Consider the following 22,817-nt stretch of genomic DNA (forward strand, 5'->3'; position numbering starts at 1 on the left):
CCCGCTACACCCCCCCCACCGCCACTCACGAGGTCACTTGCCCTGGAAGTTCGGCTTGCGCTTGCCCACGAAGGCCTCGACGGCCTCGGTGTGGTCGGCGGTCGCGCCGAGCGCGGTCTGGGCCTCGTCCTCGGCCGCCAGCGCGGTTTCGAGGGACGACTCCGCGGCGACCGACAGGACGTTCTTGATCTTCGCGTACGCGACCGTCGGTCCGGCCGCGAGCTTCGCGGCGACCTTCTGCGCGCGGGCGGCCAGTTCCTCGTCGGGAACGACCTCACTGACCAGCCCCAGCGTCAGCGCCTCGGTGGAGTCCACCGTGCGCGCCAGCAGCATCAGCTCGGCCGCGCGGCCGAGACCGATCAGCCGCTGCAGCGTCCACGACGCGCCCGAGTCCGGGCCGAGGCCGACGTTCGCGAACGCCATCAGGAAGTTCGCCGACGTCGCGGCGATCCGGAGGTCGCTCGCGTAGGCGAAGGCCGCGCCCGCGCCGGCCGCGGGGCCGTTCACCGCCGCGATGACCGGCTTCGGCATCCCGACGATCGTCTTGACGATCGGGTTGTAGTGCTCCTTGACCGTGTGTAGCGGCGCGGGGTCACCCGCCTGCAGCAGCCCGACGTGCTCCTTCAGGTCCTGCCCCGCGCAGAACGCCTTGCCCGAACCGGTCAGCACGACCGCGCGGACACTGTCGTCGGCCGCGGCCTCGGTCAGGCCCGCCAGCAGCCGTTCCTTGAGTTCGACGGTCAGCGAGTTGTACGCCTGCGGCCGGTTCAGCGTGAAGGTGCGCACGCCATCGGCGTCGGCGGTCAGCAGAACGTCGGATGTGGTCACGGGATCTCCTAGTCGGCGAAACTGCGGTCTGAGAGGAGTCTTTCAGCCTCGCGAGCCGCATACCAGCACCGATACGGCGGCAAAAGATCGGTCCGCGTTCGCGCTCGGCCGCTGATGAGGGACAATGGACAGTAGACCCGGCTGGCTTTGACGAGCGCGACCCGGGCGCGCCGGTTGAGACGGAGGGAGCACGCTATGGCGGCCATGAAGCCCCGGACCGGAGATGGTCCCCTCGAAGTGACTAAGGAGGGGCGGGGCCTCGTGATGCGCGTACCACTCGAGGGTGGTGGGCGCCTCGTCGTCGAACTCTCCGCGGAAGAAGCGAAGGATCTCGGCGCGGCCTTGCAGGAGGTCACCGGCTGAGCCGGACCGCACCAACGTTCAACCACCCGCACCCCGGTCTCCCTTCGGAGGCCGGGGTCGCGGTTCATCTGCGCCCGGAGGTCGCTCACTGTGCGTAACCCGCTACCCCCCGTTCCGGGGAAGCTGCTCGAACTCGAGGTCTCGGACGACCTGAAGCGCGGTACGCCGCTGGCCACGCTGATCGCCGCGCCGTCCGAAGAGGACGGTGACGCCGGGCTCGAGGAGATCGGCGGAGTGCGGCCCACCGGCAAGGCCGGTGACGTACAGACCGTGCCGGCCGGCGGTGTCCGCTGGCTGGCGGGGGTCGGCGACGGCGAGCCGAAGCAGTACCGCAAGGCCGGTGCCGCGCTGGTCCGCGCCGTCACGTCGGCGCTGGAGGAAGACGTCAAGGCGGGGCAGAAGACGTTCCGCGCCTTCGCCGTCGAACTGCCGGAGGACGCGGGCGCCGAGCACATCGAGGAACTCGCGTTCGGGCTGCTGCTCGGTGGTTACCGGTTCACGGTGACGGCCGAGGACCCGAAGCCGAGCCTGCGGACCGTGCGCTTGATCACACGGCACGAGGTCGACCTGGAGCGGGTCCGCGAACTCGCCGCGGCCTCCGCGTTCGCGCGCGATCTGGCGAACACGCCGTCGAACGTCAAGACCCCCGCCTGGCTCGCCGACACGGCCGCCAGGGTCGCCGGTGGCATCCCGAACCTGACCGTTACGGCACGGGACGAGAAGTGGCTGGCGGAGCAGGGCTTCGGCGGCGTCCTCGCCGTCGGTGGCGGGTCGGCCGCGCCGCCGCGGCTGATCGAACTGGAGTACCGGCCTCGCGGGGCGACGACGCATCTGCTGCTGGTGGGCAAGGGCATCACCTTCGACACCGGCGGTCTGTCGATCAAACCGGCCGACGGCATGCACCTCATGCGCACCGACATGGCGGGCGGCGCGGCGATCATCGCCGCGGTCCGCGCGATCGCGGCGCTGCGCCTGCCGGTCAAGGTGACCGGGCTGGTGCCCGCCGCCGAAAACCACGTGTCCGGTTCGTCGTACCGGCCCGGCGACATCGTCCGGCACTACGGCGGTAAGACCACCGAGGTGGGCAACACCGACGCCGAGGGCCGCATGGTCCTGGCCGACGCGCTCGTCTACGGCATCAAGAAGCACAAGCCGGACGCGGTGATCGACGCGGCGACCCTGACCGGAGCCATGAAGGTCTCGCTCGGCGTCCGCACCGGCGGTGTCTTCGCCACCGAAGACGAACTCGCGGAGCGGGTCGCCAAGGCGGGCGAGCGGGTCGGCGAGGCGTGGTGGCGGATGCCGCTGCTGGAGGACCTTGCCGAGACCGTGCAGGGCTCGCTCGGTGACGTCCGGCAGGCGCCGGGTGGCCCCGGCGGCATCGTCGCGGCGCTGTTCCTGCGGGAGTTCGTCGGCGACGTGCCGTGGGCGCATCTCGACATCGCCGGCCCCGCGCGGGCCGACAAGACCTACGCCGACGTCGTGCCGGGGGCCACCGGTTTCGCGGCGCGGACGCTGGTCGAACTGGTCGCCTCCTACGCCTGACCTGCGGTTACCTGCGGGGCGGGAGCAAGGGACCTTTGCTACCGCTCCGCAGGTCGACCTTGGGCATGGGCTGGGTCGGCGCGTCTCCGGCATGAGCCGTGAGCCGTCGGGCGATCCCCGTCGCCGGGGCTTTCAGGTACCGGAGCACGAGCCACGCCGTGACGGAGCCGAGGACGAGTCCGGCGAGCACGTCGTGCGGGTAATGCGCGCCGACGAAGACCCGTGAGAAGCCCATCAGCAGGGCGCCCGGGAGCACCCACGGCGCCAGACGTCGCCAGGCGAGTGCCAAGCCGACGGCGGCCGCCGCGGCGATCGTGGAGTGGTTGCTCGGGAAGGACCAGTCGCCGGTCGGCGGGCACTCGACGAGGGTGACCAGGTGACGGCACGGCCGGTCCTCCTGGATCACGCTCTTCAGACCCTCGCTGATCAGATACGCGGCTGCGGTCGCGGCTGGCGGCAGCAGCGCCACGGCCAGCCGGACGGGTGAGGTGCGCGCCCGCCACAACATCCAGGCGAAGAGCCCGGCGAAGACGAGCAGCCCTGCTTCGGTGAACAGGATCCCCGTCGCCTGAAGCCAGCTCGGGCTCTCGCCCGCCAACTCCACGATGTCGTCGTACATTCACCCGAAGTTAGCGAAAATGCTTCCCGGCCGGGGTGGACGAACGGCAGTGATCGACCCTGACGATCGTCACCAGCGCTGCGCGCGGACCCGCTCACGGAATCGCAGCACGGCGGGCGGCAGGACGACATCGCGGCGCCAGGCCAGCCCGATGGTCCGCCCGACCGGCGGCACCAGCGGGACTTCGACGACTCCTGCGGGGCTGCCCGGTTCGAAACGGGGCAGCAGCGCGACACCGAGCCCGGCCGCGACCAGCCCGCGGACGGTGTCGGACTCCTGGCCCTCGAAGGCGATCTTCGGCTCGAAGCCGGCCTCGGCGCAGAGTTCGTCGGTGATGGTGCGGAGGCCGTAGCCGGTTTCGAGGAGTACGAATTCCTCGTCCTTGAGGTCTTCGATGGCGGCGCTGGGCCGCTCCGCGAGGCGGTGCGACGTCGGAACGGACAGGAAGATCTCCTGCTCGGTGAGCACGGCCGTGTCGAGCAGCGGGTCGTCGACGGGCGCGGGCGCGAGCAGCGCGAGGTCGAGTTCGCCGCTGGTCAGCCTGTCGACCATGTCTTGACGTGACCCCTGGACCAGGGTGAACCGGACGCCCGGATGGTCCGCGCGATAACCGCGAAGCAAGGTGGGGACCAGCGACCTGCCGAGCAGGTGCAGGAAGCCGAGGACGACGTGCCCGGATCCGGGGTCGACCTCTTCGCGGGCCTGGCGAACTCCGGCGTCGACGGCGGCGAGTGCTCGTTCGGCGGCGTCGGCCAGCAGTTCGGCGGCACGGGTGAGCCGGATGCCGCGGCCGTCGGGGACCGTGAGCGGGGCGCCGAGGGCCTCGCCGAGCGCCGAGATCCGGCGGCTTACCGTGGGCTGTGGGACGCCGAGCAGTTCGGCCGCGCGTGTGACGTTCGTCGTGCGGCGGAGTGCGGTGAGCAGGGCGAGCTGCGGGGCTAGCTGGGCGGTCATCCTTTCATTCAGCACGGTATTGATTGTGGCAGATGAGCGTATTAGACGTATCGTTTAGCTGGGCTTAGCTTCGGGATCGTGCCTGCCACCGGAACCACCCGCCGCGTGACGATCGCCGTCGCCGCGGCCGGGATCTCCTCGTTCGCGCTGCTCTACGCGCCACAGCCGGTGCTGCCGCAGCTGGCCGAGCAGTATCACCTCGATCCCGGTGGCGCTTCGCTCGCGGTGAGTGTCGCGACCGGTGCCCTCGCGATCGCCGTCCTGCCCATCGCCGCGCTCTCCGAAGTCGTGGGACGGCGTCCGGTGATCATCGCTTCGGTCGTCGCGTCGGTCGTGTTCGGATTCCTGCTGCCGCTGGCGCCCAGTTATCCGGCGCTGCTCGTGCTCCGGGCGCTGCAAGGGGTCGCCATCGCCGGGTTCCCCGGAGTGGCCGCCGCCTACCTCGCGGAACGGCTCGGCAAGGCCGGGCTCGCGGCGGCGGTGGGCGCGATGATCGCCGGGAACACCATCGGCGGCATGATCGGACGGCTCGCGGCCGGGTTCACCGCCGGACCGTTCGGATATCAGGGCGCGCTGATCGTGGTCGCGGGGATCGGGCTGGTCTGCACGGTGGTCACGGTGCTGGCCCTGCCGCCGGGGGAGCAAGGGACCTTTGCTACCACTTTGGGGGATCGTCGCAGGTCAGAGCGGTTACGTGAGCAAGGCAGAGCGGTGCTGTCCGGGCTCGGCGCAGCGGTGCGCAAGCCGGTCCTGCTGGTCCAGTACGCGGTCGCGCTGCTGGCGATGGGCTCCTTCGTCGCGCTGTACAACGCCGCCGGATTCCGCCTGACCGGCGAGCCGCTGTACCTCTCGCCCGCGATCGCGTCGCTCGTCTTCCTCGCGTACGCGATGGGCTCGGTCTCGTCGGCGACTGCGGGCAAGCTCGTCGGCCGGTTCGGCCGCCGCCGGTCGCTCGCCGGCGCCCTGCTGCTCACGATCGCGGGCGCCGCGTTGACCCTGTCCGACTCGCTGCCCATGGTCGTCGCCGGGTTCGTGGTGCTGACCGGCGCGTTCTTCGCCGCGCACGCCGTCGCCAACGGCTGGGCCGCCGCGGAGGCGCCCGAGAACGCCCGCGGCCAGGTGGGCGGGCTCTACACGCTTTCGTACTACCTCGGCAGCAGCATCGGCGGCGCCGTGGGTGCGACCGTCTACGGGCACGCGGGCTGGACCTGGCTGATCGTGCTCACCGCCGCCTGGCTCGCCATCGCCGCGGTCGCCGTGCTGAAGGGGACTTTCCCCGCATCACACGCGGTGAAAGCGCCCTTCGCCACGTCAGACGCGGGTAAGGCGTCCTTCAGCCCAAAGCGGTAGCAAAGGTCCCTTGCTACGCGATCGCGGCGACCAGCAGCCCGCCGCCCACCGGCAACAGTGCCGGGACCAGCCGCTCGTCCTCCCGGAAGGCCCGTGCGACCTCCCTCAGCGCGAGGGTGTCCGGATCACGTCGTGAGGGATCGGTCACCCTCGACCCCGAGACGTTGTGGAACGCCAGTATCCCGCCAGGCCGCAGCAGCGAGACCGCCTTCTCGTAGCAGCTCGGGTACTCGACCGGTGCCGAATCGACGAACACCAGGTCGTAGCCGCCGGGGGTGAGCCGGGGGAGGACGTCGAGCGCGCGTCCCATGATCAACCGGGTCCGCCCCGGCGCGTAGCCGGCTTCGCGGAACGCCATCCGCGCCGCCCGGTGATACTCCGGCTCGATGTCGATGGAGGTGAGGATCCCGTCGTCGACCATGCCGCCGAGCAGGCACAACCCGCTCACCCCGGCCCCGGTCCCGACCTCCACGACGGCCTTCGCCCGCAGCGTCGTGGCGAGAAAACGCAGAGTCGCACCCGCGCCCGCGCTCAGCGGACCGCACCCCAGATCGGCCGACCGCGCCCGCGCGGCGGCCAGTACCTCGTCGTCGGGGACGTACCCGTCGACGAGGTCGGCGTCGGCGGCCTCGGCAGGCGAGCCCGCATGCGTCCCGGAATTCACACGCGGAGGTTAGCGCTGCCTATCGTCAAAAGAGCGAAGACTCCCTGGTACCGACTTCTCAGCCTCCTCTCAGTCCAGTCTCACTAGAAACATAAGCAGGCCGGACAGACTGGTCCTCGACAACGGGAACACCGTGCTCATCGCCCGCGTTGGGTGGAGTAGTTGGGAGAAGACGCTGATGGAGGTGCCTACTTCCCCGATGCAGGAAACGATGCAGGACCAGCACGCGGACCAGGTCACGCCGGTGACGGTGGACGAGGCCGCATGGACGCCGCCCTCGTGGGACGAGGTCGTGCGTGAACACGCCGACCGCGTGTACCGGCTGGCGTACCGCCTGACCGGTAACGCCCACGACGCCGAAGACCTGACGCAGGAGACCTTCATCCGGGTCTTCCGCTCGCTCGCGTCCTACAAGCCCGGCACGTTCGAAGGCTGGCTGCACCGCATCACCACGAACCTCTTCCTCGACATGGCCCGCCGCCGCTCGCGCGTGCGGATGGAAGGCCTCCCCGAGGACACCGACCGCATCGTCGGCGACGACCCGAGCCCCGAGCAGGTCTACTCGGACACGCATCTCGACCCGGACCTGCAGGCCGCGCTCGACGAGTTGCCGCCCGAGTTCCGTGCCGCGGTCGTGCTGTGCGACGTCGAAGGTCTCTCGTACGAGGAGATCGGCGCCACCCTCGGTGTCAAGCTCGGCACCGTGCGCAGCCGGATCCACCGCGGCCGCCAGGCGCTTCGCGCTTCTTTGGAGCGCCGTCGCGCCGCGGCGCAGGAGTCTGCGAAGGTGGGGGTATGACCGCACCGCGAGGTTGGGGACTCCCCGAGTCGCATCTGCTTCCGGACGCCATCGTCGCCTTCGTCGACGGGGAGCTGTCCCTCGGCGCCCAGGACAGGGCTTCGGCCCATATCGCCCGCTGCCAGGCGTGCGCGGCCGAGGTGACCGCGCAGCGCCAGGCCGTCGCCGCCGTGAAGCAGGCGGGAGCCCCGTCGATGTCGGCGGGTTTCCTGGCCAGCCTGTGCTCCATCCCGCAGAACACCGAACTTCCCGGCACACCGGACAACCTGGCGATGACCGCCGACGGTCAGCTGGTGGCCATCCAGCGGCCCGACCGGGTCGCCGGACTTCGCGACACCGGGGTTTTGGGTGGTACAGCGCCGTTGGGATCAACGGCGCCACTGGGCCAGTCGCCGAACGTCCTCGGCGGCGGGCGGTTCGGCCTCGCCCGCCGGAAGTACGCGCAGGGCGCCGGCGTCGTCGTTTCGGGCCTGGTCCTGAGTGCCCTCGCCCTCGTCGCGACCTCGGGTGACGGCACCGAAGACCAGCCGACCACCGGTTTCACCCCGCCGCAAGGCGTCAACGCCGGGCTGTTGCCCGCGCAGCTGGGTGGCGGCGCCCAGCTGGAACCGCCGCGCAGCACCACGCCGAGCCCGAGCACGTCCAGCGTGCCCATGCCGGTGTCCGCCCGCTGATCTGCTTCGTCAGGGCGTGACGAAGCAGATCGTCGCGCTCTTGAACTTCGAAGTCTCGTTGCCGACGTAGGAGATGACCTCCACGGAGTCGTCGGCGCAGAGGCTTTCCTCCACGCTCGTCCGCGGGAAGACCTCGCTGATCTTCAGCCGCGCCGAGCCGCAGTCCTTCAGCGGCGGCGGTGTCTTGGTCGCGACGTCGTCGAAACACAACCCGACCTGGGCGTTGATCGCCAGGCACAGTCCGACGCCCTCCCCACGTAGCGGCGTCGGGACGGCGTACTTGTAGAAACGGTTGTCGCAGCTCCACTCACCCTTGTCGACCCCGATGAGGCCCACCGTGTACGGCGCTTGCGGTGAATCGCACCCAGTCGGGACCGCGTCGGCCTCCTCGCCGGATCCGGTCAGCACGACGCAGTCGCCCTCGCTCAGCGTTTTGGCCTGCTTCTCCGGGCCCGCGATATTGTTCAGCGTGATGATCACGGCGAAGCCGCCGATGGCCACGACGAGCGAGGCGGCAAGCAGGATCATCTGGACCTTGAAGGAGAAGCCCTTCTTCTTGCGTGGCTGGTGAGGGGTGTGCTGGGGCGGAAAAGGAGCCCCGGGGTTCTCCGGCATGACCGTGAGACTGCCAGACGTGAAACACCGTTGCCTGGTGTGTCACATTTCTCGCCGGTTCGGGGAATCAACGCGCACTTCACCGTGGTCACGGCAGAATCCCGGGTAAGGCCTGGCGTACTCTCGCGTCCGGCCAACCTGATCTCAGTCCCGGGGAATGATGACCGAGCAGCCGAACGCGAATCCGCAGCAGCCTGGTGACCCGGCGGGGGATCGGCTGGCGCCGCGCCCGCTGGCCCGGCCCGCCGTCGATCCGGCGCAGGCGGCCACGTTCGGCAGGCCGCGCGGTGTCGACGGTGCCTTCGACAAGCTGTACCAGCCGGGCACCAACGGGCAGTCCGCGCCGGGTCTGAACCTCGCGCCCCCGACGCCGGAATCGCTCGCCGAGGCCTTTCGCCGCCCGCCGGGCGCCGAAGGTGTCGTGCTGGAGCGGCCGCACGGGACCAACGGCTCCGAACCGTCCGCGAACGGCAGCGAAGGCCCGCTCTGGACCACGACCTCGGATCCCTGGCGCGACCCGTCGTCCGGCGCGGTGCTCGCCGGGCCCGCCGTGCATCAGGACTCGGAAGAGGAGAAGGACGCGAAGCGCCCGCAGGGTGCGCTGCTGAGCCTTCCGGAGGTCCTTTTCGGGCGGCGTGTGCAGACGAAGGCGCTGGCGATGCTCGCCGCCGTCGCGCTGGTCATCGGCGCCGCGGGTGGGCTGATCGGCTGGTGGTTCGCCGACACCGGCACCGAACTGACCGGGCAGGCCAGTATCTCCGAAGCCGACGCGGCCAAGGAGCGTCCGGCAGGGTCGATCGCGGACATCGCCCACCGGGTGGCGCCCGCCGTGGTCTCGCTCGAGGTGTTCAAACCCGGCGCCGACGCGGGCCAGCAGGGCTCCGGTGTCGTCATCGACACCCAGGGTTACGTGCTCACGAACGAACACGTGATCTCCGCCGCGACGGCCGACGCGGCCACCAAGGTCACAGCCGTGTTCTTCGACGGCAGGCGCGTCGAGGCGAAGGTCGTCGGCGCCGACCCCAAAACCGACCTCGCGGTGGTCAAGGTCGACGTCAAGAACCTGACCGCGCTACAGGTCGGGAAGTCCTCCGACCTCGCCGTCGGCGACTCGGTGATCGCCGTCGGCTCGCCGCTGGCGCTGCAGAACTCGGTCACCGCGGGCATCGTGAGCGCGCTCAACCGCCCGGTGACCGCCGGTGGTGACGGCGGCAGCGCGCCGGTGATCTACGAGGCCATCCAGACCGACGCCGCGATCAACCACGGCAACTCGGGCGGCGCGCTCGTCGACGCGACCGGTGCGCTGGTCGGGATCAACTCCGCGATCCGCTCGTCCAGCGCCGAAGGCGGCAGCATCGGCATCGGGTTCGCCATCCCCAGTGACTACGCGGTGAAAATCGCGAAAACACTGATCAAGGACGGCAAGGTCGTCCATCCCGACATCGGCATCAACGCTTCGTCGACCGTCGCGGGCTCCAGCACCATGGGCGCACAGGTTCGCAACGTCGCCCCTGGGGGCCCCGCGGCCTCCGCCGGGATCAAGGAAGGCGACGTCATCACGGAGGTCGGCGGACGGCTCGTGCGCGACTCGGCGGAACTGCTCGTCGCGGTCCGCGCCCGCGAAGTCGGCGAAGTGGTCCCTGTCCGTCTTGTCCGGGATGGGTCTTCACTTGTCGTCGACGTGAAACTGGCCTCGGACTAGCGGGTTCGGCCGGGTACCCTGAACGGGGAAGACGCCGAGGCGGAGGTTCACACGGGTGTTCGAGAGTGTCGGCTGGGGAGAGATCCTCATCATCGTCGTCGCGGGTCTTTTCATCCTCGGTCCGGAACGGCTGCCCGAAGCGGCGTCCTGGGTGGCGAAGAGCGTCCGCAAGGTCCGCGACTTCGCGACCGGGGCCAAGACGCAACTGCGCGAGGAGATGGGCCCGGAGTTCGATCAGCTGCGCAAGCCGCTGGAGGACCTGAGGGGCCTGCGGAACTTCGACCCGAAGCGGGTCGTCACCCAGCACCTGTTCGATGGTGACTCGGATCCGCTGAGGCTCAACAACATCAACGGCACCAATGGTGCCAACGGGGCGAACGGTGCCAACGGGGCCTCGAAGCCCAACGGGTACCCGGCGACGGCTTCGCAGCCCGAGCCGCTGAAGCCGGGGGAGCGCCCGCCGGTCGACCCGGACGCCACCTGAGGTCTCGCGCTCACTCAAGCGCTATGAACGGTCCTTTCCTTGCAAAATTCGCAAGGAAAGGACCGTTCATAGCGTCGTCCGTGGAGTCGCGTGAACCTCGCCAAATGTCAGGAAGGGTCGTTCAGGACGAAAAATGTCCTGAACGACCCTTCCTGACATCGGGACCAGGCCGGGACCCCCGCCGCCCGCGAAAGCGACACCAAAGGTCCCTTGCTCCCCAAAGGAGAGAAACAGCAGGTCAGCGGCCCGCGGGAGTGACGTTCAGCATCATCCCGGCCAACCCGCGCGCCCGGACGGTCAGCTTCTTCGCCGCCTCCTTGAGCACGAGCGACGCCGGCGCGTCCGGCTCGGCCAGCACGATCGGCGTCCCGGCGTCGCCGTTGGAGACCACCCGCGGGTCCATCGGGACCTGACCGAGCAGCGGCACGGTCGACCCGACCGACTTCGACAGCGAGTCCGCGACGGACTGCCCGCCACCGGAGCCGAAGATCTCCATCCGCTCGCCGCCGGGCGTCTCCAACCACGACATGTTCTCGATGACCCCGGCCACCCGCTGCCGCGTCTGCAACGCGATCGCGCCCGCGCGCTCGGCCACCTCGGCGGCCGCCTGCTGCGGGGTGGTGACGACCAGGATCTCCGCGTTCGGGATCAGCTGCGCCACCGAGATCGCGATATCGCCGGTGCCGGGCGGCAGGTCCAGCAGCAGGATGTCGAGGTCGCCCCAGAACACGTCGGCGAGGAACTGCTGCAGCGCGCGGTGCAGCATCGGCCCGCGCCACACGACGGGCTGGTTGCCAGGGGTGAACATGCCGATCGAGATGACCTTCACGCCGTGCGCCTGCGGCGGCATGATCATGGTGTCGACCTTGGTCGGCTTCTCCCGCGCGCCGAGCATCCGCGGCACGGAGTGCCCGTAGATGTCCGCGTCCACCACGCCGACGGAAAGCCCGCGTTCGGCCATCGCGGCCGCGAGGTTCACCGTCACCGAGGACTTGCCGACGCCGCCCTTGCCGGACGCGACGCAGTAGACCCGCGTCAGCGAACCCGGCTGCGCGAACGGGATCACCGGCTCCGCGGCGTCACCGCGCAGCGATTTTCGCAGCTCCGTGCGTTGTTCGTCACTCATCACGTCGAGCTCGACCCGGACGTCGCTGACGCCGGGGAGCTTCTTGACGGCTTCGGTGGTGTCGTTGGTCAGGGTCGCCTTCAGCGGGCAGCCGGCGACCGTCAGGTAGATCCCGACGGTGACCACACCGTCCGAGCCGACCTCCACGTCCTTGACCATGCCGAGTTCGGTGATCGGTTTCTTGATCTCCGGGTCGTACACGGCCTTCAGCGCGGTGCGGACATCGTCGACGCTGGGGAGTTGCTGCGTACTGGTCACCCCACCATGTTACGTACCGGTAGGCGGAGCTGGACGAACCCGCCTGGCCGAAGGCCCGGGATCACAGCGGCAGGGCGCCATGGGGAGCAAGAAGCGACCTGTTCGGCCAGCGTGCGCCCTGGCGATGGGATCGCGGGCGGCGCCTCATCCGCGAAGATCAAGTACCGGTGGCCGTGCGGTCGGTTTTGGCCTTGCGCGGCTTGGCATCAAGATCCTCACGGAGCCGGTCGAGCTCGCCACGCAGGAAGTCCCGCGTGGCGACCTCGCCGAGCGCGATCCGCAGCGACGCCAGCTCCCGCGCGAGGTATTCGGTGTCCGCCTTGGTCTGCTCGGCGCGGTTCCGGTCTTCCTCCAGCGAGACGCGGTCGCGGTCGTCCTGGCGGTTCTGCGCCAGCAGGATCAGCGGCGCGGCGTACGCGGCCTGGGTCGAGAACGCCAGGTTCAGCAGGATGAACGGATACGGATCCCAGCGCAGGGAGACCGCGACCAGGTTCAGCACGATCCAGACGATGACGGTCAGGGTCTGCCAGAAGAGGTACTTACCGGTGCCGAGGAACCGCGCGACCCGTTCGGTGAGCCTGCCGAAGGTGTCGGGATCCAGGTTCAGCCTGAACCGGCCTTGGCCACGGGGCTGGTCGAGCCGTCGCCCGGACGTCAGTTCAGGCACGTTCGGCCTCCTCGCGCTCTTCGATGGTCTCGCCGGTGATGTCGTGCAGCCCGGTCTCGCGCCAGTCCTCCGGGAGCAGGTGGTCGAGCACGTCGTCGACGGTGACCGCGCCGAGCAGATGGTCTTCGGCGTCCACCACCGGCCCGCAGGTGAGGTTGTAGGCGGCGAAGTAGCGCGTGACCTCGGACAAGGTGGCGTTCGGCCGCAGCGCGGGCAGCTGGGAGTCGATGGCGCTCGCCACCATCTCCGCGGGTGGTTCACGCAGCAGGCGCTGGAAGTGGACGACGCCGACGAAGCGGCCCGTCGGCGTCTCCGTCGGCGGACGGCTGACGAAGACCATGCTCGCCAGCGCCACCGGGAGGTCGGCGTTGCGGATATGCGCGAGCGCCTCCGCGATCGTGGCGTCCGGCGTCAGCACCACCGGTTCGGGGGTCATCAGCCCGCCCGCGGTGTCGGACGAGTACTCCAGCAGCCGTTTCACCGGCGCCGATTCCTCGGGTTCCATGAGTTCCAGGAACCGGTTCTGGTCGGCGGGCGCCAGCTCGGCCAGCAGGTCGGCGGCGTCGTCGGGGTTCATCGCTTCGAGGATGTCGGCGGCGCGTTCCTCGGCGAGATAGGACATCAGTTCCTTTTGGTCGTCCTCGGGAAGCTCCTCGATGAGGTCGGCGAGGTGCTCGTCGTCCATCGCGTCGGCGACCTCGTGCCGCCGTTTCAGCGGCAGATCACGGACCGTGGCGGCGATGTCCGCCGCGCGCATGGTGTCGAACAGCATCAGCAGCTGCGCCGCGCCCTGCGTCTGGCCGGTCAGGTCGGTGAGCCCGAGCCCGGACACCTCCGCCCACGGCAGCACCTGCATCGCCGAACGCCGTCTGCCGAGGCCGAGCCTGCTCGACCGTTCCCGGATCGCGAGTTTCGCGAGCACCCAGTCGCGCGTGCGCGTCGGCTCCATGCCGGCGTCGACGACGGTGACCCGCGTATCCGAGCCGGCGAGGGTGGCGTGCGCGTCGAACAGCTGCCCGACCACCAGCACCTCGTTGGGCCGTTGATGGAATCGCCGCATGTTCACCGATCCGGTGGCGAGCGTGACCGCGCTGGGCTCGATCGAGGTCACGCGCAACATCGGCACGAACACGCGGCGCCTCGTCGTCAGCTCGACCACGATGCCCAGGATCCGCGGGGGCTGCTGGTCCAGGCGGAGGCCCGCCACCAGGTCCCGCACCTTGCCGATCGATTCACCATCGGGGCCGAAAACCGGCAAACCGGCCAGCTGAGCTGCGAATACCCTGTTCACGGCTGCCATGCCCGAAGGTTATCCGCTCCCGGGGCCCGAGACGATTCGTGTGATCACCGCAATGCCCAGGCGGCGATTCCGGGAACGGCGGCGTAGGCCGGGTCTTCGGCGAGGGTCTCGGGCGAGGCGCCCTCGGCGAGGTCTTCGTACAGCCAGATCCAGTTCTGCACCGCGCGGACCAGCGTCCACGCCCGCGCGCGTTCGGCGTCGACCCCGGCGGCCGCGGCGAACCACGCGAGCTTTTCGTCCATTGTGGACTCGTTCGCCCGGTTCCAGAGGATCGAGATCGCGCCGAACTCGAGGTCACCCGAAAGCGGCTTCGGGTCGATCACCAGCCACGGTTCGCGTTCCCCGGCGAGGACGTTCTCGAACTGGAGGTCCTCGTTCACCATCAGCTCACCGGCCTCCGGTCCGAGGTTCACGCAGATTTCCACGGCGGCGTCGAGGTACTTGCGATCGAACGGTTCACCCAGCTCGCTCCAGGTCTCCGGGAGTTCGGTGACCAGCTCCGCGGCTTCCTCGCGAAGGGATCGCCGCAGCGTTTCGGGCGCGGGGACGGCCAGCCGTCGCGCCAGGGCGCCGACGGTCTCGACGGCCTCGCGGATCGGCTCCGTTTCGAGTGACCGGCCGGCGTCGAGCCGCTCCAGGAGCAGCACGCCGTCCTCGGGCACGTTGTCGTACATCAAAACCGCGCCCTGACCGGCCCAAGTGGACAGTGCGAGTGGTTCGTCGTCGGATTCCTCGTGCGGCCAGCCGAGTTTGAGGATCGCGGGGGAGCCGTCCGCACGGCGAACGGGCTGCGCGACGCCGACGAAGCCGTGCATGGCCTCGCCGTCGTATTCGAGCTGCCACTTGGCGGTGTACTTCCCGGCGAGGAACGGGAGGGAATCGAGCCACTCGGCGGCTCCGGGGCCGAGATCGGCGGCACGGTCGAGGAACTTGGGCGGGATCTTGAAACCGGTCACGGATCCACCTTGGCAGCCCTGTCCACCGTGTTTCCCTCGTGACCCGCCGGGCGTACCGTGAACAGCGAGAACAACCCCGGGAGCAGCCATGGTGGTGGAGATTCTCAGTGCGGTCGCCGTCGCGGGCGGTGCTTGGCTCGCGACCAGCCTTCGCGTGGTGAAACAGTACGAACGCGGCCTCGTGTTCCGGTTCGGGCGGGTGCGCCCGGCCATCCGGCAGCCGGGGCTCGCGCTGCTGGTGCCGATCGCGGACAGGCTGCAGAAGGTCAACATGCAGATCGTCACGATGCCGATCCCCGCGCAGGACGGCATCACCCGCGACAACGTCACCGTGCGGGTGGACGCGGTCGTCTACTTCAAGGTGATCGACCCGGTGCTGGCCGCGGTCAACGTGCAGGACTACCGCTCGGCCGTCGGCCAGGTCGCGCAGACCTCGCTGCGGTCCATCATCGGCAAGAGCGACCTGGACGACCTGCTGTCGAACCGCGAACGCCTGAACGAGGGCCTGGAGCTGATGATCGACAGTCCGGCGTTGGACTGGGGCATCCACATCGACCGGGTCGAGATCAAGGACGTCGCGCTGCCGGAGTCGATGAAACGCTCGATGTCGCGCCAGGCCGAAGCCGAACGCGAACGGCGGGCCCGGGTCATCTCGGCCGACGGGGAGCTGCAGGCGTCGCACAAGCTTTCGCAGGCGGCCGCGACCATGGCCGACACCCCGGCGGCGTTGCAGTTGCGGCTGCTGGAGACCGTCGTGCAGGTCTCGGCGGAGAAGAACTCGACGCTGGTCCTGCCGTTCCCGGTGGAGCTGCTGCGTTTCCTCGACGCGAACACGCCGAAGCGGGAAACGCCCCCGGAGGACGCGGCGGCCAACGGCCGGGTGGCGCCGGCGCCCAGGGAACCGGGTGATGTGGAACAGCGTCCTTGAGACGTGAAGAAGCCCCAGGCGCTTGCCTCAGAGGCGACACTGGGGCGTTCGTCACCGACGCTAGCATCTCCGGGCTCGGTACCTCGGACGATCGGTTCGACCGCAAGGTCGCGAAGGGTCGTTGGACGTCCCGACCACCGGCAGCTACGTGAGGCGCTGCCTCATTTCGGCACCGGACGGGGCTCGGCTTTCGTGCAGCGGCGGTGACGACGGCCGACCGCTAGTCGAGCTGACCGTTCACGCCCAGGATGATCATCGTGCCGCCGAAACCGACGTACAGCGCGATCACGACGTAGGCGATGATCACCGCCGCGAGCGCCATGCCGCGCCCGCCCGCCTCACCGCGGTTCGCCTTCGCCAGCCCGATATGCCCCAGGATCAGCCCGACGATCACCGTCACACACGAGCAGATCCCGATGAGCGAGCACACCAGCCCGGCGATCGCCATCCCGTTGTCCTGCGGTCGCGGGGGAGCGACCGCCGCGTACGGGTTGTACGGCTGCGGCGGCGGGTACGCGGCGGGCAACGGCGCGGGTGCGTACACCGGCGAGGCCGGCGGCTCCGGAGTCGCGTAGGGCGGCGGCACGGGCTCGGCGGTCAGCGGGTCGATGGCCTGCCCGTACGTCTCGACCGGAACCGGGACGGAAGCCGGATCGGGAGCGGGAACAGGGTCCGGAGCCGAGGTCGAAGGTGCCTCGAACGGGGTGGGAGGCTCGAACGGCGGAGGCGGGGTGAAGGGCGCCGGCGGCTGGAACTGCTGCGGTTCCGCCGGGCCCGACACGGTTTCCGGCGCCGAAGTCGGGTCCGAGAAGGTGTTCGAGTCGGTGTAGGACGACGTCGACGGTGTGTCCTGCGAGTCGGAGCTGCTCATCCGGTTGGCCCCCTGGTTCGTGCGGGACACCACCGTATCCGGGGACGGGTCACGAGACGCCCGCGGCTCCGATCGCGAGCACGACGAGAACGAACCACAGGATGACCGGGATCAGCCAGACCGCGGTGACGACGTACCCGACGATCATGCCCGCCTGCGCCATGCCCTGGCCGCCCGCTTCGCCACGTTTGGCCTTCGACAGCGCGATGTGCCCGAAGACGATCCCCAGGATCGCCGGGAAACACAGGAGCAGCCCAACCAGCGAGCACACCAGCGACGCCACCGCCATGCCCTGGTCCGGCGGCCGCACGTAGGCCTGCTGGACGTAGTACTGCTGAGGTGGCTGGTACGGCTGGAGACCGTAGGGCCGCTGGAACTGCCCGGACGGCTGGTGGCCGTACGGGTCGTGCGGATTCGTCATGCCGGTCCCCTCGTCGACGAGGACCGTATCGCTACCGGAAAGCCCCGTGTTTCGCGGCGATGTTCAGCGCGACGGGGATCGCGATGGCGTACAGGACGATCATCAGGTAGCCGACGACGAACGCGGCGAGTGCCATGCCCTTGCCGCCCACCTCGCCGCGCCGGGCCTTCGCGAAGGCGACGCAGCCCGATCAGCCCGAAGAGTGAAAAGATCAGGGCGGCCATCGCGAGACCGGAGTCCTTGCTCCGCGCCGGAGGCTGGTTCGGGAAAGCGTACTGCTGTTGTGGTGGGAATCCACCGAAAGGCTGCTGAGCCACGTTTCGTCCCCCTCGGACTGTGATCGGCTTGTCACTGCAGTGCCATGGTCACGGATGGCGTACGCGTGACTGCGCTCATAGCGGGGTCCCCCGTCAGGCGTCATACTCACCGGTAACCCAGCGCCGGGAGCCCGGCGCGCGCGAATTTAGGGAGCAGCGATGGCTCGCCTCGCCCAGACCGCCGGTTTGACCGACGTGCAGTCCGAGATCCTGGCCACGGTCCGCCAGTTCGTGGACAAGGAGGTCATCCCGCGCGCGCAGGAGCTGGAGCATTCCGACACCTATCCCGCCGACATCGTCGAGGGGATGAAGGAGATGGGCCTGTTCGGGCTCACCATCCCGGAGGAGTACGGCGGCCTCGGCGAATCGCTGCTGACCTACGCGCTCGTGGTCGAGGAGATCGCGCGCGGCTGGATGAGCGTCTCGGGTGTCATCAACACGCACTTCATCGTCGCGCACATGATCAAACAGCACGGGACGCCGGAGCAGAAGCAGCACTTCCTGCCGCGTATGGCGACCGGTGAGGTCCGCGGCTCGTTCTCGATGTCCGAGCCCGACCTCGGTTCCGACGTCGCCGCGATCAAGACCCGCGCGCGCCGGACCGACGACGGTTACGTCATCGACGGTTCGAAGATGTGGCTGACCAACGGCGGCAGCTCCAACCTGATCGCGCTGCTCGTCAAGACCGACGAAGGCGCCGAGAAGGCCCACCAGAACCTGACCACGTTCCTGGTCGAGAAGCCCGAGGGCTTCGGCGAGGTCGCTCCCGGCCTCACCATCCCCGGCAAGATCGACAAAATGGGCTATAAGGGCGTCGACACCACCGAAGCCGTGTTCGACGGCTTCAAGATCGGTGCCGACAAGGTCCTCGGCGAAGCGCCGGGCAAGGGCTTCGCGTACATGATGGACGGTGTCGAGGTCGGCCGCGTCAACGTCGCCGCCCGCGCCTGCGGGATCGCGATCCGCGCGTTCGAGCTCGCCGTCGAGTACGCCCAGCAGCGCAAGACCTTCGGCAAGGCCATCGCCGAGCACCAGGCGGTCGCGTTCAAACTCGCCGAGATGGCCACCAAGGTCGAGGCCGCGCACCTGATGATGGTCAACGCCGCCCGCCTCAAGGACTCCGGCGAACGCAACGACGTCGAAGCGGGCATGGCCAAGCTCATCGCCAGCGAGTACTGCGCCGAGGTCACCCAGGACTCCTTCCGCATCCACGGCGGCTACGGCTACTCCAAGGAATACGAGATCGAGCGCCTCATGCGCGAGGCACCGTTCCTGCTCATCGGCGAAGGCACCAGCGAGATCCAGAAGACCATCATCAGCCGCGGCCTGCTCCGCGAGTACAAGTCCCGCTCCTGAAGGAGCTGAAGGACGCTTTCACCGCGTCTAATGCGGTGAAAGCTCCCTTCGTCGTGTCCTATGCGGTGAAGGCGTCCTTCAGCTCACGTTCGCGCCTTTCGCCCGTCCTTGAGAAGATGGACCAGGACGGGCGAGAGGTGATTACGTGAGTGCTCCCTTTGGCGGAAGCGGCCGGGCCGCGGGCGGGCTGCCCAGGCTGCCGACACCGCCTACCGGCTGGCCGATCGGTTCCTACGCGACGTACGGCGAAGCCCAGCAAGCCGTCGGTTTCCTCGCGGAGAAGGAGTTCGGGGTCTCCGACGTGACCATCGTCGGCGTCGACCTGATGCTCGTCGAGCGTGTCGTCGGGCGGCTGAGCTGGGGCCGGGTCCTCGGCACGGGCGCGGTGTCCGGCGCCTGGTTCGGCCTGATCATCGGGTTGCTGCTCGGCATGTTCAACAACCAGGGTTTCGCCTGGCAGCCCATGATCGGCGGGCTCGTGCTCGGCATTCTGGCGTGGACGGTCTTCGCGGCGATCAGCTACAGCATGTCCCGCCGCGACTTCTCCTCCGCGAGCCAGCTGGTGGCCGGCCGTTACGACGTGCTCTGCCAGCCGCGTTCGGCCGAACAGGGGCGTGAGCTCCTCGCCCAGCTGGCGTTGGGCGGCCGTCCCACCGGATGACCCGGAGGCCGGGCCACTGACATTCGGCGGTACTCGTTCACCTGTTCGTCGTGCGGTCCGCTGAATCGTTACCGATACTGCTTGCGGGCGGTGATCGCCCGGAATAGGTTGCACAACACCAGTCGGGCGGTCGCGTACTCCAGCGTGTCCGCCCGAGCACTAGCACGTCGGGGTGCTGGCGCGCGGGCTTCTCCAACGCGTCCTAGTGCCGCCGCTCCCCGAGCGTGCGCGGGTGAGGAGGCCTCATGGGGAAGAGGATGAGCGCGAGCCGGAGGGGCCGCTCACCAGGCCGCACCGGCTCGCTACTCGGCGCGGCAGCGCTGACGGCCGGCTTGCTGGCGGGTTGCGGTTCGGACGCCGGACTGAAGATCAACGTCTACTACGCGCCCGAAGACAATTTCCAGTCCGTTGTGGACGATTGCACGAAGGCCTCGGGCGGGCGGTACGAGGTCGTGTACAACAAACTCCCGCGTCCGGCCGACGGCCAGCGGGAACAGATGGTGCGACGGCTGGCCGCCGGGGACGATTCGCTCGACGTACTGGGGCTGGACGTCACCTGGGTCGCGGAGTTCGCCGAGGCGGGCTGGATCGACGAATGGACCGGTGACGCCAAGGCCGAGGCGACCGCTGGTGTCCTGCCGGGTCCGCTCGAAACCGCCACGTGGAACGGAAAACTCTACGCGGCGACCAAGAACACCAACGTCCAGTTGCTCTGGTACGACGACCGGCTGACCCCGACGCCGCCGAAGACCTGGGACGAGATGATCCAGCAGGCACAGGCGCTCAAGGCGCAGGGCAAGCCGGCGAACGTCGTGTTCACCGGCGCGCAGTACGAAGGCCTGGTCGTCATCTACAACACGCTCGTCGAGTCGGCGGGCGGCAAGATCCTTTCCGACGACGGCAAGTCGGTCGTGATGGACGAGGGCGCGATCAAGGCGCTGGAGATGCTCAAGAAGGTCACCACGGCCGGGATCACCGACCCGTCGCTGACCAACTCCAAGGAGGACGAGGTCCGGCAGGCCTTCCAGCGCGGGAACGCCGCCTTCGAGTTGAACTGGCCGTTCGTCTACGCCTCGTACGCCAAGGAGAAGAAGGACGAGCTGAAGCACTTCAAGTGGACCACCTATCCGGAGTTCGAAGCGGGCAGGCCCGCGAAGACCACGATCGGTGGCTACAACCTGGCCGTCAGTTCGACCTCGAAGCACAAGGCCGAGGCCTACGAGGTCGCGCTGTGCCTGCGCAGCGCGAAGAACCAGAAGTTCTCCGCGCTCAAGGACGGTGTCCCGCCGACGATCGAATCGCTCTACACCGACACGGTCCCCCTCGACGCGACGGCGGGCGTGAGCGATGACAACCCGAGCATGGACACGAAGTACCCGATGCGGGAAACGATCCTGGAGGCCCTCAAGGACGCCGCGGTGCGTCCGCTGACCCCGGCCTACCAGAACGCCTCGACGGTGTTGTCGAAGGTGCTTTCCCCGCCCTCCGAGATCGATCCGAGGAAGACGGCGGAGAAACTCAAAGAAGAACTCGCCGACGCGCTCCAGTCGAAGGGAGTGATCCCGTGACCGTGCAGGAAACCGCCGGTACGGCGACCGGGAGCAAGCCGGGCAAGAAGGCCAAACCCGCTCTCAGTGAAGGAAAGAAGGCCGAGCGCAGACTCGGGCTGTGGTTGTGCGCCCCGGCGGCGATCGTGATGATCGCGGTCACCGGGTACCCGATCATCTACTCGATCTGGCTCTCCCTGCAGCGCTACGACCTCAGGTTCCCGGCGCAGCAGGAGTTCGTCGGCCTCGACAACTACATCGCGGTGCTGTCCAACGGATATTGGTGGACGGCGTTCGGTACGACGATGGGGTTGACCATCGTTTCGGTGGTGATCGAGTTCGTCCTGGGCATGGGGCTGGCGCTGATCATGCACCGGACACTCGTCGGACGGGGCCTCGTGCGGACGGTCGCCCTGATCCCGTACGGCATCGTGACGGTGGTCGCGGCGTTCTCCTGGTACTACGCCTGGACGCCGGACACGGGCTACCTGGCCAACCTGTTCTTCCCGGACAGCGCGCCGCTGACCGAGTACTGGCCGTCCCTGGCGATCATCGTGCTGGCCGAGGTCTGGAAGACGACGCCGTTCATGGCGCTGCTGCTGATGGCGGGTCTGGCGCTGGTACCGGACGACCTGCTGAAGGCCGCGGCGATGGACGGCGCGACCGCGTGGCAGCGGTTCACGAAGGTGATGCTGCCGGTGATGAAGCCGGCGATCCTGGTGGCGCTGCTGTTCCGCACCCTGGACGCGTTCCGCATCTTCGACAACATCTTCGTGCTCACCAACGGCGCGCAGGATACGTCGTCGGTGTCGATGCAGACCTACAACAACCTGGTCAAGGGGTTGAACCTCGGGATCGGGTCGACGATGGCGGTGCTGATCTTCCTCACGGTGGCGATCATCGCGTTCATCTTCATCAAGGTGTTCGGCACGGCCGCACCCGGCAGTGACAATGGGGGTAAGCGCTGATGGCGATCGGTGGAGCGGTCACTCCCGGCCGCAAGTTCAAATGGGGCCTCGTCGACATCCTGGTCCTGGTGTTCGCGCTGTTCCCGGTGCTGTGGGTGGTCTCGCTTTCGTTCAAGACCAAGGAGACCCTGGACGACGGGAACTTCATCCCGTCGGAATGGACGTGGCAGAACTACGCGGACATCTTCGAGACCACGGAGTTCATCAGGGCACTGGTGAACTCGATCGGGATCGCGGTCATCGCGACGGTGATCGCGGTCGTCCTCGGCACGATGGCGGCGTACGCGATCGCGCGGCTGGACTTCCCCGGCAAGCAGGTGCTGGTCGGGATGTCGCTGCTGATCGCGATGTTCCCGCAGGTGTCGCTGGTGACGCCGCTGTTCAACATCGAACGTGAACTCGGCCTGTTCGACACCTGGCCAGGGCTGATCCTGCCCTACATCACGTTCGCGCTGCCGCTGTCGATCTACACGCTGTCCGCGTTCTTCCGGGAAATCCCGTGGGAGCTGGAAAAGGCGGCGAAGATGGACGGCGCGACCCCGGCGCAGGCGTTCCGGAAGGTGATCGCGCCGCTGGCGGCACCAGGGGTGTTCACCACCGCGATCCTGGTGTTCATCTTCTGCTGGAACGACTTCCTGTTCGCGATCTCGCTGACCTCGACCGAGGCCTCGCGCACGGTCCCGGCGGCGTTGTCGTTCTTCACGGGGTCCTCGCAGTTCGAAGACCCCACCGGGACGATCTCCGCGGCCGCCGTGGTGATCACCGTCCCGATCATCCTGTTCGTGTTGTTCTTCCAGCGTCGCATCGTGGCGGGGCTGACGTCCGGTGCGGTGAAGGGCTGACC

24 protein-coding genes are annotated in these 22,817 nt (G+C 68.7%); 13 read left to right on the plus strand and 11 right to left on the minus strand.

Going from position 1 to position 22,817, the window contains the following annotated elements; genetic code table 11:
* Window positions 1-33 precede the first annotated feature (33 nt).
* Window positions 34-828 carry an enoyl-CoA hydratase/isomerase family protein gene (locus ACFVM3_RS22090; protein ID WP_378441300.1) on the minus strand — a complete coding sequence of 265 codons (795 nt, stop codon included), beginning with the start codon at window positions 826-828 and terminating at the stop codon, window positions 34-36.
* A 195-nt stretch (window positions 829-1,023) separates the two neighbouring features.
* Between ACFVM3_RS22090 and ACFVM3_RS22095 the strand changes: the two genes are divergently transcribed.
* The gene (locus ACFVM3_RS22095; protein WP_005155393.1) at window positions 1,024-1,191 is read left to right on the plus strand and encodes a DUF3117 domain-containing protein; all 168 of its coding nucleotides are present in this window, start codon (window positions 1,024-1,026) and stop codon (window positions 1,189-1,191) included.
* A 90-nt stretch (window positions 1,192-1,281) separates the two neighbouring features.
* The gene (locus ACFVM3_RS22100) at window positions 1,282-2,736 is read left to right on the plus strand and encodes a leucyl aminopeptidase family protein (RefSeq protein ID WP_378441302.1); all 1,455 of its coding nucleotides are present in this window, start codon (window positions 1,282-1,284) and stop codon (window positions 2,734-2,736) included.
* Between the two features lie 7 nt (window positions 2,737-2,743).
* Here the strand turns inward: ACFVM3_RS22100 and ACFVM3_RS22105 are convergent, their stop codons facing one another.
* Together ACFVM3_RS22105 and ACFVM3_RS22110 are read right to left on the minus strand one after the other, a co-directional pair.
* Complete coding sequence (locus ACFVM3_RS22105; RefSeq protein ID WP_378441304.1) at window positions 2,744-3,355, minus strand: phosphatase PAP2 family protein; 612 nt, start codon at window positions 3,353-3,355, stop codon at window positions 2,744-2,746.
* Window positions 3,356-3,424: 69 nt separating this feature from the next.
* Window positions 3,425-4,309, minus strand: a complete 885-nt coding sequence (locus tag ACFVM3_RS22110) for a LysR family transcriptional regulator (RefSeq protein WP_378441306.1) — start codon at window positions 4,307-4,309, stop codon at window positions 3,425-3,427.
* 105 nt (window positions 4,310-4,414) lie between these two features.
* Here ACFVM3_RS22110 and ACFVM3_RS22115 point away from each other — a divergent pair, with 105 nt between their 5' ends.
* On the plus strand, window positions 4,415-5,659 hold the full coding sequence (locus ACFVM3_RS22115) for an MFS transporter (protein ID WP_378441388.1): 1,245 nt from the start codon (window positions 4,415-4,417) through the stop codon (window positions 5,657-5,659).
* A gap of 13 nt (window positions 5,660-5,672) precedes the next feature.
* On the opposite strand, the gene ACFVM3_RS22120 is transcribed toward ACFVM3_RS22115, so the two are convergent.
* Window positions 5,673-6,323 carry an O-methyltransferase gene (locus ACFVM3_RS22120; RefSeq protein ID WP_378441308.1) on the minus strand — a complete coding sequence of 217 codons (651 nt, stop codon included), beginning with the start codon at window positions 6,321-6,323 and terminating at the stop codon, window positions 5,673-5,675.
* A gap of 199 nt (window positions 6,324-6,522) precedes the next feature.
* Here ACFVM3_RS22120 and sigE point away from each other — a divergent pair, with 199 nt between their 5' ends.
* Complete coding sequence (gene sigE, locus ACFVM3_RS22125) at window positions 6,523-7,122, plus strand: RNA polymerase sigma factor SigE (protein WP_016331450.1); 600 nt, start codon at window positions 6,523-6,525, stop codon at window positions 7,120-7,122.
* Window positions 7,119-7,796, plus strand: a complete 678-nt coding sequence (locus ACFVM3_RS22130) for an anti-sigma factor family protein (RefSeq protein ID WP_378441310.1) — start codon at window positions 7,119-7,121, stop codon at window positions 7,794-7,796. The genes sigE and ACFVM3_RS22130 overlap by 4 nt, the downstream gene beginning before the upstream one ends.
* A gap of 9 nt (window positions 7,797-7,805) precedes the next feature.
* On the opposite strand, the gene ACFVM3_RS22135 is transcribed toward ACFVM3_RS22130, so the two are convergent.
* Window positions 7,806-8,411 (minus strand): hypothetical protein, encoded by a 606-nt coding sequence (locus tag ACFVM3_RS22135; RefSeq protein WP_378441312.1) that lies wholly within the window; start codon window positions 8,409-8,411, stop codon window positions 7,806-7,808.
* Between the two features lie 160 nt (window positions 8,412-8,571).
* On the opposite strand from ACFVM3_RS22135, the gene ACFVM3_RS22140 reads away from it, so the two are divergent.
* Window positions 8,572-10,113, plus strand: coding sequence for a S1C family serine protease (locus ACFVM3_RS22140; protein ID WP_378441390.1), 1,542 nt, complete (start codon window positions 8,572-8,574; stop codon window positions 10,111-10,113).
* 55 nt (window positions 10,114-10,168) lie between these two features.
* Window positions 10,169-10,597, plus strand: coding sequence for a Sec-independent protein translocase protein TatB (tatB, locus tag ACFVM3_RS22145; RefSeq protein WP_378441314.1), 429 nt, complete (start codon window positions 10,169-10,171; stop codon window positions 10,595-10,597).
* A gap of 238 nt (window positions 10,598-10,835) precedes the next feature.
* On the opposite strand, the gene ACFVM3_RS22150 is transcribed toward tatB, so the two are convergent.
* The 4 genes from ACFVM3_RS22150 to ACFVM3_RS22165 all read right to left on the minus strand — a co-directional run bounded on the left by ACFVM3_RS22150 (window position 10,836) and on the right by ACFVM3_RS22165 (window position 14,904).
* Window positions 10,836-11,981 (minus strand): Mrp/NBP35 family ATP-binding protein, encoded by a 1,146-nt coding sequence (locus ACFVM3_RS22150; RefSeq protein WP_378441316.1) that lies wholly within the window; start codon window positions 11,979-11,981, stop codon window positions 10,836-10,838.
* Between the two features lie 157 nt (window positions 11,982-12,138).
* Complete coding sequence (locus tag ACFVM3_RS22155; protein ID WP_378441318.1) at window positions 12,139-12,648, minus strand: DUF1003 domain-containing protein; 510 nt, start codon at window positions 12,646-12,648, stop codon at window positions 12,139-12,141.
* Window positions 12,641-13,948: a magnesium transporter MgtE N-terminal domain-containing protein gene (locus tag ACFVM3_RS22160; RefSeq protein ID WP_378441320.1), complete on the minus strand. Its 1,308-nt coding sequence runs from the start codon at window positions 13,946-13,948 to the stop codon at window positions 12,641-12,643. Before ACFVM3_RS22160 ends, ACFVM3_RS22155 begins: the two co-directional genes overlap by 8 nt.
* A 44-nt stretch (window positions 13,949-13,992) precedes the next feature.
* Window positions 13,993-14,904 (minus strand): aminoglycoside phosphotransferase family protein, encoded by a 912-nt coding sequence (locus ACFVM3_RS22165; protein ID WP_378441322.1) that lies wholly within the window; start codon window positions 14,902-14,904, stop codon window positions 13,993-13,995.
* An 88-nt stretch (window positions 14,905-14,992) separates the two neighbouring features.
* On the opposite strand from ACFVM3_RS22165, the gene ACFVM3_RS22170 reads away from it, so the two are divergent.
* On the plus strand, window positions 14,993-15,832 hold the full coding sequence (locus ACFVM3_RS22170) for a slipin family protein (RefSeq protein ID WP_378441324.1): 840 nt from the start codon (window positions 14,993-14,995) through the stop codon (window positions 15,830-15,832).
* Between the two features lie 220 nt (window positions 15,833-16,052).
* On the opposite strand, the gene ACFVM3_RS22175 is transcribed toward ACFVM3_RS22170, so the two are convergent.
* Window positions 16,053-16,703 (minus strand): DUF4190 domain-containing protein, encoded by a 651-nt coding sequence (locus ACFVM3_RS22175; RefSeq protein WP_378441326.1) that lies wholly within the window; start codon window positions 16,701-16,703, stop codon window positions 16,053-16,055.
* Between the two features lie 49 nt (window positions 16,704-16,752).
* Entirely contained in the window at window positions 16,753-17,124 is a 372-nt protein-coding gene (locus ACFVM3_RS22180) for a DUF4190 domain-containing protein (protein WP_378441328.1), read from the minus strand.
* Between the two features lie 476 nt (window positions 17,125-17,600).
* Between ACFVM3_RS22180 and ACFVM3_RS22185 the strand changes: the two genes are divergently transcribed.
* From ACFVM3_RS22185 to ACFVM3_RS22205, 5 genes are all read left to right on the plus strand, one after another.
* On the plus strand, window positions 17,601-18,797 hold the full coding sequence (locus ACFVM3_RS22185; protein WP_126736350.1) for an acyl-CoA dehydrogenase family protein: 1,197 nt from the start codon (window positions 17,601-17,603) through the stop codon (window positions 18,795-18,797).
* A gap of 145 nt (window positions 18,798-18,942) precedes the next feature.
* Window positions 18,943-19,458, plus strand: a complete 516-nt coding sequence (locus tag ACFVM3_RS22190; protein ID WP_016331463.1) for a general stress protein — start codon at window positions 18,943-18,945, stop codon at window positions 19,456-19,458.
* A gap of 245 nt (window positions 19,459-19,703) precedes the next feature.
* Complete coding sequence (locus ACFVM3_RS22195; RefSeq protein ID WP_378441330.1) at window positions 19,704-21,026, plus strand: ABC transporter substrate-binding protein; 1,323 nt, start codon at window positions 19,704-19,706, stop codon at window positions 21,024-21,026.
* Window positions 21,023-21,973: a carbohydrate ABC transporter permease gene (locus ACFVM3_RS22200; RefSeq protein ID WP_378441332.1), complete on the plus strand. Its 951-nt coding sequence runs from the start codon at window positions 21,023-21,025 to the stop codon at window positions 21,971-21,973. Before ACFVM3_RS22195 ends, ACFVM3_RS22200 begins: the two co-directional genes overlap by 4 nt.
* Complete coding sequence (locus ACFVM3_RS22205) at window positions 21,973-22,815, plus strand: carbohydrate ABC transporter permease (protein ID WP_378441333.1); 843 nt, start codon at window positions 21,973-21,975, stop codon at window positions 22,813-22,815. The genes ACFVM3_RS22200 and ACFVM3_RS22205 overlap by 1 nt, the downstream gene beginning before the upstream one ends.
* Window positions 22,816-22,817 lie beyond the last annotated feature (2 nt).

It is taken from the genome of Amycolatopsis sp. NPDC057786 (assembly GCF_042797905.1).
In the GTDB taxonomy this organism is placed as follows: Bacteria; Actinomycetota; Actinomycetes; order Mycobacteriales; family Pseudonocardiaceae; genus Amycolatopsis.

Coding starts and splice junctions, on each gene's coding strand:
- ACFVM3_RS22095 (WP_005155393.1), top strand. CDS start 1,024: ATGGCGGCCATGAAGCCCCGGACCGGAGATGGTCCCCTCGAAGTGACT.
- ACFVM3_RS22105 (WP_378441304.1), bottom strand. CDS start 3,355: ATGTACGACGACATCGTGGAGTTGGCGGGCGAGAGCCCGAGCTGGCTT.
- ACFVM3_RS22110 (WP_378441306.1), bottom strand. CDS start 4,309: ATGACCGCCCAGCTAGCCCCGCAGCTCGCCCTGCTCACCGCACTCCGC.
- sigE (WP_016331450.1), top strand. CDS start 6,523: ATGCAGGAAACGATGCAGGACCAGCACGCGGACCAGGTCACGCCGGTG.
- ACFVM3_RS22130 (WP_378441310.1), top strand. CDS start 7,119: ATGACCGCACCGCGAGGTTGGGGACTCCCCGAGTCGCATCTGCTTCCG.
- ACFVM3_RS22135 (WP_378441312.1), bottom strand. CDS start 8,411: ATGCCGGAGAACCCCGGGGCTCCTTTTCCGCCCCAGCACACCCCTCAC.
- ACFVM3_RS22140 (WP_378441390.1), top strand. CDS start 8,572: ATGACCGAGCAGCCGAACGCGAATCCGCAGCAGCCTGGTGACCCGGCG.
- ACFVM3_RS22160 (WP_378441320.1), bottom strand. CDS start 13,948: ATGGCAGCCGTGAACAGGGTATTCGCAGCTCAGCTGGCCGGTTTGCCG.
- ACFVM3_RS22170 (WP_378441324.1), top strand. CDS start 14,993: ATGGTGGTGGAGATTCTCAGTGCGGTCGCCGTCGCGGGCGGTGCTTGG.
- ACFVM3_RS22175 (WP_378441326.1), bottom strand. CDS start 16,703: ATGAGCAGCTCCGACTCGCAGGACACACCGTCGACGTCGTCCTACACC.
- ACFVM3_RS22180 (WP_378441328.1), bottom strand. CDS start 17,124: ATGACGAATCCGCACGACCCGTACGGCCACCAGCCGTCCGGGCAGTTC.
- ACFVM3_RS22185 (WP_126736350.1), top strand. CDS start 17,601: ATGGCTCGCCTCGCCCAGACCGCCGGTTTGACCGACGTGCAGTCCGAG.
- ACFVM3_RS22195 (WP_378441330.1), top strand. CDS start 19,704: ATGGGGAAGAGGATGAGCGCGAGCCGGAGGGGCCGCTCACCAGGCCGC.
- ACFVM3_RS22205 (WP_378441333.1), top strand. CDS start 21,973: ATGGCGATCGGTGGAGCGGTCACTCCCGGCCGCAAGTTCAAATGGGGC.